This is a genomic window from Kribbella pratensis (assembly GCF_004365355.1).
GTDB lineage: Bacteria > Actinomycetota > Actinomycetes > Propionibacteriales > Kribbellaceae > Kribbella.
Genome location: NZ_SODP01000002.1, coordinates 2,142,566 through 2,152,584, shown reverse-complemented (window position 1 = coordinate 2,152,584; position 10,019 = coordinate 2,142,566). Strand labels below are relative to the sequence as shown.

At 68.1% G+C, this 10,019-nt stretch carries 11 protein-coding genes; 5 read left to right on the top strand and 6 right to left on the bottom strand.

Annotated elements, in window-relative coordinates; translation table 11 throughout:
- Positions 1-67 precede the first annotated feature (67 nt).
- From EV653_RS27205 to EV653_RS27185, 5 genes are all read left to right on the top strand, one after another.
- Complete coding sequence (locus tag EV653_RS27205; RefSeq protein WP_134106487.1) at positions 68-775, top strand: response regulator transcription factor; 708 nt, start codon at positions 68-70, stop codon at positions 773-775.
- Entirely contained in the window at positions 765-2,636 is a 1,872-nt protein-coding gene (locus EV653_RS27200; protein ID WP_134106486.1) for a sensor histidine kinase, read from the top strand. Before EV653_RS27205 ends, EV653_RS27200 begins: the two co-directional genes overlap by 11 nt.
- 308 nt (positions 2,637-2,944) lie before the next feature.
- Entirely contained in the window at positions 2,945-3,433 is a 489-nt protein-coding gene (locus EV653_RS42285; protein ID WP_134106485.1) for a hypothetical protein, read from the top strand.
- Between the two features lie 36 nt (positions 3,434-3,469).
- Positions 3,470-3,871, top strand: coding sequence for an MmcQ/YjbR family DNA-binding protein (locus tag EV653_RS27190; RefSeq protein ID WP_238160128.1), 402 nt, complete (start codon positions 3,470-3,472; stop codon positions 3,869-3,871).
- A 21-nt stretch (positions 3,872-3,892) separates the two neighbouring features.
- Positions 3,893-4,528: a hypothetical protein gene (locus EV653_RS27185; protein ID WP_134106483.1), complete on the top strand. Its 636-nt coding sequence runs from the start codon at positions 3,893-3,895 to the stop codon at positions 4,526-4,528.
- Here EV653_RS27185 and EV653_RS27180 read toward each other — a convergent pair.
- The 6 genes from EV653_RS27180 to EV653_RS27155 are packed head-to-tail and all read right to left on the bottom strand — an operon-like array spanning position 4,520 to position 9,965.
- On the bottom strand, positions 4,520-5,473 hold the full coding sequence (locus EV653_RS27180; protein WP_134106482.1) for an LLM class F420-dependent oxidoreductase: 954 nt from the start codon (positions 5,471-5,473) through the stop codon (positions 4,520-4,522). The genes EV653_RS27185 and EV653_RS27180 overlap by 9 nt on opposite strands.
- Positions 5,473-6,216, bottom strand: coding sequence for an SDR family oxidoreductase (locus tag EV653_RS27175; protein WP_134106481.1), 744 nt, complete (start codon positions 6,214-6,216; stop codon positions 5,473-5,475). Before EV653_RS27175 ends, EV653_RS27180 begins: the two co-directional genes overlap by 1 nt.
- A 35-nt stretch (positions 6,217-6,251) precedes the next feature.
- Positions 6,252-6,905, bottom strand: a complete 654-nt coding sequence (locus EV653_RS27170) for a histidine phosphatase family protein (protein WP_134106480.1) — start codon at positions 6,903-6,905, stop codon at positions 6,252-6,254.
- Positions 6,906-7,955, bottom strand: a complete 1,050-nt coding sequence (locus tag EV653_RS27165) for a phosphotransferase family protein (RefSeq protein ID WP_134106479.1) — start codon at positions 7,953-7,955, stop codon at positions 6,906-6,908.
- Positions 7,948-8,727 carry an SDR family oxidoreductase gene (locus tag EV653_RS27160; protein ID WP_134106478.1) on the bottom strand — a complete coding sequence of 260 codons (780 nt, stop codon included), beginning with the start codon at positions 8,725-8,727 and terminating at the stop codon, positions 7,948-7,950. The genes EV653_RS27165 and EV653_RS27160 overlap by 8 nt, the downstream gene beginning before the upstream one ends.
- The gene (locus EV653_RS27155) at positions 8,724-9,965 is read right to left on the bottom strand and encodes an acyl-CoA dehydrogenase family protein (protein ID WP_134106477.1); all 1,242 of its coding nucleotides are present in this window, start codon (positions 9,963-9,965) and stop codon (positions 8,724-8,726) included. The genes EV653_RS27160 and EV653_RS27155 overlap by 4 nt, the downstream gene beginning before the upstream one ends.
- Between the last annotated feature and the right edge of the window lie 54 nt (positions 9,966-10,019).

The following is a 10,019-nucleotide window of genomic DNA, read 5'->3' as shown; positions in this document are numbered from 1 at the left end:
CGATATGCACCCGATGCTCTCAGCCGATCTTCATCGGATTCTCATCAATCTCAGCGACATTGTCGGTATGCCAGCGCGGATCCTGGTCGCCGAAGACGACCTGAAGCAGGCCGAGCTGATCCGGCGGTATCTCGAGCGGGAGGGGCATCTGACCGTCGTCGTGCACGACGGCCGGGCCGCGATCGACGAGGCCCGCCGGCGCAGCCCGGACCTGCTGGTGCTCGACGTGATGATGCCGAAGGTCGACGGCCTCGACGTCTGCCGGGTGCTGCGTGCCGACGGCCCGGGCGATTCCGGGGTGCCGATCATCATGCTGACCGCTCGCTCCACCGAGGACGATCTGCTGCTCGGGCTCGACCTCGGCGCGGACGACTACCTGACCAAGCCGTACAACCCGCGCGAGCTGGTCGCCCGCGTACGGACCGTGCTGCGGCGGACCCGCGTGCGCGCCGAAGGCGAGGTGTATCGCGTCGGCGAGCTCGAGATCGACCCGGGCCGGCACGAGGTCCGGCTGGCCGGGGAACTGATCGACCTGACGCCAGCGGAGTTCAAGATCCTTGCCTGTCTCGCCGCATCGCCGGGACGGGCGTTCTCGCGGCAGCAGCTGCTCGAGCACGCGTTCGGGTTCGACCACTACGTGTTCGACCGGACCGTCGACGTACATGTGATGAATCTGCGGAAGAAGATCGAGCCGTCCGCCGTTCCGACGTACCTGAAGACCGTGTACGGCGTCGGGTACAAGCTGGCCGACAAGGTGGTCAGCCATGCGTCGTAGTGTGCTCGTCCGGTTCCTCGGACTGTCGCTCGCGGTCGCGCTCGGCGCGGTGATCGCGACCGCGCTGATCGCGACGTACAGCACGTCGGAGAAGTTGCAGGGCGAGATCGACGCCAACACCGGACAGCTCCAGGTCGACGGCGAGATCTACGGGCAGTTGTCGAAGTACGCCGCGGACCACCCGACCTGGTCGGGTGTGGACAAACTCGTGCACGAGCTGGGCGACAAGCTCGGTCGGCGGGTCGCGGTCACCACCGACGACGGCTCGGTGATCGCCGACTCGGCCCGGATGCTCGGCGCCGCACCCGCACTCCCTTCGGTGCCTGCGGCAACCATCGACGTGCGGAACGCCGGAGTCTCGAAGCTGTCCGCGATCTCGGGTGCCGCGGTGTACTCGGCCCGCAAGACGGTTGCCTCCGGCATCTCCGGGTTCGTCGCGACGGCGACGGCAGCCCCGCCGTTCGTGGCCTATTCGGACTGGGGCAGGACGGAGCAGGAGAACCAGACACAGGAGCGGTTGGCCCAACAGGCGGTGGCATGCTGGAACGCGAAGGGCAAGCCTGCCTCGATCAGGAAGACGGGGAGCGTTCCGCAGGTCGTGATCGAATCGACCCAGTCGCCCGCCGGGGTTCGCATGCTGGAGAAGCCGGGCGTCGCCGCTGACGACACCTGCTCGCCGCCCGGGCTCAACGCCCCGAGCGCCAAGGCCAAGATCGTGAACGACGACGAGATCCGGCGCGCGCGTGCATGCCTCGATGCCGCGGGCATGCTGTACGAGGTCAACGACTTCGAGGGGCTGCAGTCGGTCGAGCCCAAGAGCAAGGGCGACGTCCCGGCCAAGTTCGACGACTGCACCACGCAGGCGCGGGTGCAGGCGTTGACGCCGTACGTCGCTCCGCCGGCGAAGCTGTATCTCGGCGCGAAGAGCACGTTCAACGTGTTCTCCGGCGAGGGGCTCCTGCGTACTGCGGCGACGGCGCTCGGCGTACTGCTGATCGCGGCGCTGGTGATGATCTTTGCGGGACGGCGGCTGGTCCGGCCGATCGTGGCGCTGACCGGTGCGGCGCAGCGGATGCGGAACGGAGATCATGCTGCCCGCGTACCGGTGAGCGGGAAGGACGAGGTCGCTCGGCTCGGGCACGCGTTCAACGACATGGCCGAGTCCATTCAGCGGCACGATTTCCAGCGCAAGGCGATGGTCAGCGACGTGGCGCATGAGCTGCGTACGCCGCTGGCCAACATCAAGGGCTATCTGGTCGCGTCCGAGGACGGCGTGGTGCCGCTCGACAGCGAACTCGTCACGTCGTTGCTGGAGGAGACCGAACTGCTCGAGCACCTGGTCACGGACCTCCAGGACCTCGCGCTGGCGGATGCCGGCATGCTCCGCCTGCACCCCGCTCCCCGTGACCTCACCGAGCTCGCGCAGCAGGTCGTCGCCGCCCACCGCCCGACCGCCGACGCTGCTGACGTCACCGTTACCGCTGTTGGCGGGCCCTCACCGGCGATGGTCGACAGCGCACGGATTCGTCAGGCGCTGGGCAACCTGGTTTCGAACGCGATTCGCTACACGCCGCCGGGCGGCAACGTCGTGGTCGGCGTACGACGGGTGGGCGACGGCTACGACTTGAGCGTTACCGACAACGGCAGCGGGATCGCCGAGGAGCACCTGCCGTACGTGTTCGATCGCTTCTACCGCGCGGAGCATTCGCGCAGTCGGAGCACGGGTGGAAGTGGGCTCGGCCTCGCCATCACCAAACACCTGGCCGAGGCACACGGCGGCAGGATCACGGTCACCAGCCGCCTCGGATCCGGGTCCACCTTCACGATCTGGCTCCCCGCGGCTGCCACACTGTCCGGGTGACACAGCCTCCGTACCCGTCCGGACCCCAGAACAGTGGCTGGCAGCAACAGCCCCCGCCCGGCGCCCCCGCCGGCCCCCCGGGACCGAACGGACCAGGCGGATCAGGCGGTCCCGGCGGACCCGGCTACGGCGGACCGAACGGACCGGGATACGGCGGACCAGCCGGACCGGGCTACGGCGGACCGAACGGACCGGGCTACGGCGGACCGAACGGACCGGGCCAGGGCGGACCGGCGTGGGATGGACGGGGGTATGCGCCTGGGTTCGAGCCGCGTGGGCCGCGTCGTTCGCGGACGACCTTGTACGTGGTGATCGCGGCAGCGGGGATCGTGGTGTTCCTCGGCATTGTCGCCCTGCTGCTTCCCGGCCTGATGGGCGGCGACGACGACCAGGGCGGCAGCCCGACCGCGCCGTCCCCCGGGGCGGCTCGGCCGACCGAGTCATCGCAGCCGTCCGCCCAACCATCGGAGACCCCCGGCGGCCCGCGCCTGACCGAGGCCACAGCGCTCGCCACGAGGTTCCTCGCGTACCTGAACGCGAACGACCAGAAGCACGCAACAGCACTCGGCTGCGCGGACAGCAAGAACCTGCTGGCCGGCCAACTGATCGTCATGATCGACCCACCGACCAAGCTGGCGGTGAGCGGACCCGCCGCCGCGGTGAGCAGCTACTACCCGCGCATCTCGGTCCCGTTCGCCGGCACCACGAAGGGCGGCGTCCCACTGGCGGGTACCGTCGACATCATGGACCAGCCGACCCGTCCGCTCTGCGTCCGTCTGACGTCGCTCGCGCACTGATCGGTCCTGTTCCGGATGGCGCCGAGGAAAGCCCGCGTGGCCGACGTACACGAGATCGCGTCGGGGATGCCGCATGTCACCAAGTGGGAGCGCGACGACGGCACGGATCGTCCCGTGTACCAGGTCGGCGGGAAGTCGTTCGTCTTCTTCCGTACGCCGCGACCGGACGCGGTCGATCCGGAGACCGGCGAGAAGTACGACGACGTGATCATGATCTGGGTCGAATCCGAGGACGAGAAGCTCGCACTGGTCTCGGACGAGTCGACCCCGTTCTTCACCACACCGCACTTCGACGGGCACCCGTCCGTCCTCATCCGCGGCAGCCAACTGGGCGAGATCTCCAAGCAGGAGCTGACCGAGATCATCCAGGACGCATGGCTCTCCAGAGCCTCCAACCGCCGAGCCACGACGTGGCTCAAAGAACACCGGTTGAGCTGACCCCGCTGCCACACTGTTCCTGTGAGCTCAACGCCGCCCGGCCCGAACTACAGCTGGCAACCCCAACCCAGCAACTTCAAGTCAGCCCCGCCGTACGGCCAGCCGCCCAGGAAGAGCCGAGCCGGCCTGATCATCGGGCTGATCGTGCTCCTGATCTTCGTTGCCATCGGCGCCATCGGCGTACTCGCCTACCGCCTCGTCGCGAACCACCAGCACTCCAAGTCCGACCCCGCCCCGAGCACGTCGGCCGCACCCCCACCCGCGACGAAATCCACCCGCGTCATCCCTGCCAAGCCCGCGCCCACGACCCCCGCGAGGCCCAGCACCGCGCCGAAGACCACAACCGCGGTAACCACCGTCGCCGACCTCGGCCGCCGTTTCGTCGCCCAACTCAACGCGAACAACTCGCAGGGCGCCGCAACCTACGCCTGCAAGGGATCAGAACAACTCATCCCCCTGCTCATGCAAACCCTCGTGGGCCCGCCGACCAAACTCATCGCCGGCACCCCAGTCGGCCAAGCCCCCACCTACGTCATCCCGCTCTCCGGCACGTCCAAAGGCGCAACGGTCACCGGCGACCTCGTCATCAGCCAGCTCGCTCCGGACCCCGTCTGCGTCCGAGCCTTCACCATCACCACCAAAACCACTTCAGGCTGAATGCGGAGCCAGGGCGCGGGCGGTGTCAAGGAGGTTCGTGCCGGTGGGGAGGGTGGCGATGATGGGGGTGTCGAGGCCGTTCTCGACGTAGCGGTTGATGTGGGTGCGGCACTGTTCGGGCGTGCCGTGCACGATGAGAGCGTCCAGGACCTCGAGCGGTACGGCGGCCATCGCGGCGTTGCGGTCGCCTGCGGCCCACGCGTCGCGCATCGGTTTCATCGCCGTACCGCGGCCGAGCCAGTCGTGGAAGGCGGCGTACCCGGGGACCGTCAGGTAGGTCGCAATCAAGAAGCGCCCGATGTTGCGCGCCATCTCCGCGTCCTCGGTGACGCAGACGAAGATCCGCGCTGCCAGCTCTTTGTCCGGCCCGAGCTCGGCGCGCACCTGCCGTACGTCGTCCGCCGACAACCAGTTCGTGATCGCCCCATCGGCCTCCCGCGCCGCCAACCGCAGCATCTGCGGGCGCAGAGCAGCCAGCATGATCGCGGGCGGCACGTCCGGCGCCTTCTCCAGCCGGAACCGGTTGATGGTGAAGCTGTCGAAGGACCCGTCGACCCGCTCCCCCGCGAACGCCTGCCGCAGGAACCGCAGTACGTCGCGGGTCCGCGCGTACGGCGGGTCGTACGCGATCCCGTTCCACCCGGTCACGATGGTCTCGGACGACGCCCCGATCCCGAGCACGAACCGCCCCGGCGCGAGATCCGCCAACGCCGCCGCACTCATCGCCAACGCGGCCGGCCCCCGCGTGTGCACCGGTACGACGGCTGTCCCCAACCGCAACCGCTGATCCCACTCGGACGCCAACACGAGCGGCGTGAACGCATCCGCCCCGGCCACCTCCGCCGACCACAGATCCGTGTACCCGAGCTCGAACAACTCGGAGATCAGCGAGCGGTGGTCCCGCAGCGGAATCCCGGTCAGCGGAACGGTCAATCCCCAGCGCATCACAGCATCCTCTTCAGTACGGCGAGCGGCGCGAACCGCATCACCTGAGCCAGCGGCCGCCACGGCCACGACGGTACGTACGCCTTCGACTTCTCGGACTCGATCGCGGCCACCATCGCCCGCACGCCCGGCACGGTGTCGACGATCAGCGGCGTGTGCGCGACCCGCTCGTTCATCTCGGACCGGATGTACCCGGGGTAGATCGTGCTCACCGTGATCGGCTTCCCGAGCAGCTCGATCCGCAACCCCTCGGCGAGCGAGGCGATGCCCGCCTTGGTCGCGGCGTACGTCGTGACCGTCTTCGGCAGCCCGCGCAGCCCGGAGATCGACGAGATGAAGACGAGATGCCCCGCGTTCCTGGCACGGAACAGTTCCATTGCCGCCTCGGCCTGGGCGAGCGCGCCGACGAAGTTCGTCATTGCGGTCTCCCGATTCGCGTCGAACCGGCCGGTGCCGAGCGGCGCGCCCTTGCCCAGACCGGCGTTCACGATGATCCGGTCCAGTGGCAGCCCGGCGTCGATCGTACGGAACACTTCGAACACCTGGGTGTGATCGTTCACATCCAGACTGTGGATAACCACCTGAAGCTGTGGATAACGCTCGGCCAGTTCGGTCTGCAACGCCTCCAGCCGCTCGGTACGGCGAGCCGTCAGGGCCAGATTGTGGCCCTTCGCGGCGAACTGCCGCGCCATCTCCGCACCGAGCCCGGAACTGGCGCCGGTGATCAGGATGTTCCGTCTCATCGCTGTCCCCAACTCTCTGTTCCCAACTCGCTGGCCTATCTGTACGAGAGCATCTCGGTGCCGACGTGGACATGCTCGTTGTAGCTCACCACAGTCAGCCCACCGCGTCCGGACACCACCTTCGTGATCGCGGTGTTGATCGTCACCGGGTTCAGCTTCGCCCACAGCCCGTCGCCGCCGGACAGCAGCCGGCTCACCACCGCCGCGATCGGCCCGCCCGACGTGAACACGAGCGCCGTTCCACCCTTGCCGAGCCGCTCGGCCGTCCGTCGTACCGCTGCCTCGGACCGCTCGCAGAACGCCTCGAATGTCTCGGTGTAGCCATCGCCACCGTCGATCCACCGCTGTGTGGCCGCGGTGAACATGTCCTGGAACGCCCGCTGCGGGTTTCCGGTCCGGGCCAGATCAGCGAGCATTACCGGCCGCACGCGGTACGCCGGTTTGTGCGCGATGATCACCTGCTCGTGGTCGAACTCGTCGTACCCCTTGTCGACCTCAGGCGTGAATCCGGCCAGCGTTGCGGTCTGCTCGTGCCGGCGCATCGGACCGGAAACCACCAGGTCGGGCTTCACGTCCGACAACGTCTCGCCGAGCCGCCGCGCCTGCTGCTCACCCAGCGATGACAGCTTGTCGTAGTCGCGGGCGCCGAACGACGCCTGCGCGTGCCGGACCAGGTAGATGACCGCCATCTATGCCTGCCGGATGATGCGGCGGCAGCGGCGCTCGAGCAGGTTGACCGGAAGCCAGAAGTTCTTGAACCGCGGATTCCGGGTCTGCTTGTGGTGATACCGGTAGTAGATCTGCTGTGCGATCACCGCGAGCCGGAACAGTCCGAACACCTCGTAGAACGCCCAGTTGTCCGCCACGAGCCCGGACCGCTTCGCGTAGTACTCCACGATCTCGTCGCGCGTCAGCATCCCCGGCACATCGGACGGCTGCAGCCTGAACCGGCGGAACGCCCAGTCGTCATCGGCCTGCACCCAGTACGCGAGCGCGCTGCCGAGATCCATCAACGGATCGCCGAGCGTGGCCAGTTCCCAGTCGAGCACGCCGACGACGTGCAGGGGGTCGTCCAGCGCGAGTACGACGTTGTCGAGGCGGAAGTCGTTGTGGATAACACACGTCCGTACGTCGGCCGGCTGGTTCGCCGCGAGCCAGGCCATCACGCGTTCGTAGCTGGGAACGTTCCAGGTCTTCGCCTTGCGGTACCGGTCGGACCAGCCGGCGACCTGGCGCTCGACGTACCCCGCACCGCGCCCGAGATCGGACAGCCCCGCCGCTGCGGGGTCGACCGCGTGGAGCTCGGCGAGCGTGTCGATCAACGTGAACCCGAGCTGCCGGGTCTGCTCCGGAGACAGGTCGACGCCGAGCTTGTGATGTCCGGGGATCGTGCCGGCGACTCGCTCCATCACGTAGAACTCGGAGCCGATCACCGCTTCGTCGTTGCAGTGGGCAACCATCTCGGGGACGTACCGGAACACGGGCTTGAGGCTCGCCTGGATCCGGTACTCGCGGCCCATGTCGTGCGCGCTCTTCGCCTTCGTCCCCGCCGGCGGACGGCGCAGGATCAGGTCGTGGCCCGCATAACTCAGCAAATAGGTGAGGTTGGACGCGCCGCCGGTGAACTGCTTGACCTCAGGCAGGCCGTCCGGCAGCTCCGTCCGCTGCCGCAACCACGCGTCGACGGCGGGTACGTCGAACGCGTCCTCGTCCCGGACCGCCCGCGCGGCATCACCCATTCGTCGTCTCGGCCCGCTGCCGGGCGCGCTCCGCGATCTTGCGCATCTGCCGGTTGTACAGCGGCCGCGCGAAACGCTTCGTCCGCCAGGCCATCGCGGCCGGCCGGTCCGGGATGATCAGGAACTGCTTCTTCTTGATCCCCGCGAGTACGGCGGTCGCGATGTCGTCGGCTGAGCGCGGCGACTTCTCGATCAACTGTCGTGCCGTCGCGCCCATCGCACTGTCGGCGCCGCGGATCGAGTCAGCGAGGTTGGTCCGGAAGAACGACGGGCACACGACGGACACGGTCACGCCGTACGGATGGAGCTCGTGCGACAGCGTCTCCGACAGCGCGACCACGCCGGCCTTGACCGTGTTGTACGAGCTCATCATCGGCGGATGGACGAGCCCGGCCGCGGACGCGGTGTTCACGATGTGGCCGGAACGCTGCCTTTTGAACAGCGGGGTGAACGCGCGGCAGCCGCGCACCACGCCCATCAGGTTGATGTCGACGACCCGATCCCACTCGTCCAGCGTCTCGACATCGATCCGCCCGCCGGTCGCGATCCCGGCGTTGTTCACCAGGATGTCCAGGCCGCCCCAGTTCTGCTCGCACCAGGTGACCGCGGCATCCCAGTCCTCGGCGCGGCGTACGTCCAGCTTCAGGTACGTCGTACCCTCGCCCTCCTCGGCCACATCTGTCGACAGGACTTGGTGGCCTTCGGCAACAAACTTGGCGACCAGCGCCGCACCGAGCCCACTCGCGGCGCCGGTGACGAGGACTCGGCTCACTTGGCCTCCTGAGCAGCAGACAGGTACGACGCGAGCTCGATCCTCGCGATCACCCCACGATGCACCTCGTCGGGTCCGTCGGCCAGTCGCAACGCGCGCGCACTCGTCCACGCGGCCGCGAGCGGGAAGTCGTCGGACAGCCCACCGCCGCCGTGCAACTGCATCGCCATGTCGATCACGTCCTGCGCCATCCGCGGTACCGCGACCTTGATCTGGCTCACCTCGCTCAACGCACCCGCGAGCCCTTCGGTGTCCAGCAGGTACGCCGTTTGCAGCACGAGCAACCGCGCCTGGTTGATCGCGATCCGCGCGTCGGCGATCCGCTCGCGGTTGCCGCCGAGGTTCACGAGCGGCTTGCCGAACGCAGTACGACTGGTGCCACGCTGCAGCGCCAGCTCGAGCGCCTTCTCCGCAAGGCCGATCAGCCGCATGCAGTGGTGCACACGCCCCGGACCGAGGCGGCCCTGTGCGATCTCGAACGCTCGACCCGGCCCCATCAAGATGTTCGATGCCGGGACGCGGACGTTGGTGAACGAGACCTCGCCGTGGCCGTGCGGTTCGTCGTACCTGTGCATCGCCGGCAGCAGACGCTCGACCTTCACGCCCGGGGTGTCGCGCGGGACGAGCACCATCGTGTGACGTGCGTACCGATGAGCGTCCGGGTCGGTCAGGCCCATGAAGATCAGAAGCTGGCAGTCCGGGTGGCCGACGCCCGTGCTCCACCACTTGCGGCCGTTGATCACGACCTCGTCGCCGGCGATGACAGCGGTCGCCTCCATGTTGGTGGCGTCGGAGGACGCGACATCCGGCTCGGTCATGCAGAACGCGGACCGGATCGTGCCGTCGAGCAGCGGCTCCAGCCACTGCTTCTTCTGCTCGTCCGTGCCGTAGCGGAGCAGGACCTCCATGTTGCCGGTGTCCGGCGCGTTGCAGTTGAAGATGTACGGCGCGATGAACGACCGGCCGGTGAGCTCGGCGATCGGGGCGTAGTCGAGGTTGCTGAGGCCTTCGCCGTACCGCTCGTTGCCGGGCTCGGCGGGTGGCAGGAACAGGTTCCACAGGCCGGCGTCGCGCGCCTTCGCCTGCAGGTCCTTGATCATCGGTTGCGGCTGCCACGGGTCACCGGCGGTACGGATCGCGGTGTGCAGCTCCGCCTCGACCGGCTCGATCTCGCTGCGCAGGAAGGCATCTACCCGCGCGACAAGATCCTGAGCCCGGGCCGAAGGTTCGAACCCCATCAAGACTCCCTTCCTCGCCTTGACCGTAGCTCAGCTTCTAAGCAATGCTCAATA

What these genes read in the sequence shown, in the direction of transcription:
- EV653_RS27205 (WP_134106487.1), top strand. Translation starts at nt 68, where the DNA reads ATGCCAGCGCGGATCCTGGTCGCCGAAGACGACCTGAAGCAGGCCGAG.
- EV653_RS27200 (WP_134106486.1), top strand. Translation starts at nt 765, where the DNA reads ATGCGTCGTAGTGTGCTCGTCCGGTTCCTCGGACTGTCGCTCGCGGTC.
- EV653_RS27180 (WP_134106482.1), bottom strand. Translation starts at nt 5,473, where the DNA reads ATGCGCTGGGGATTGACCGTTCCGCTGACCGGGATTCCGCTGCGGGAC.
- EV653_RS27175 (WP_134106481.1), bottom strand. Translation starts at nt 6,216, where the DNA reads ATGAGACGGAACATCCTGATCACCGGCGCCAGTTCCGGGCTCGGTGCG.
- EV653_RS27170 (WP_134106480.1), bottom strand. Translation starts at nt 6,905, where the DNA reads ATGGCGGTCATCTACCTGGTCCGGCACGCGCAGGCGTCGTTCGGCGCC.
- EV653_RS27165 (WP_134106479.1), bottom strand. Translation starts at nt 7,955, where the DNA reads ATGGGTGATGCCGCGCGGGCGGTCCGGGACGAGGACGCGTTCGACGTA.
- EV653_RS27155 (WP_134106477.1), bottom strand. Translation starts at nt 9,965, where the DNA reads ATGGGGTTCGAACCTTCGGCCCGGGCTCAGGATCTTGTCGCGCGGGTA.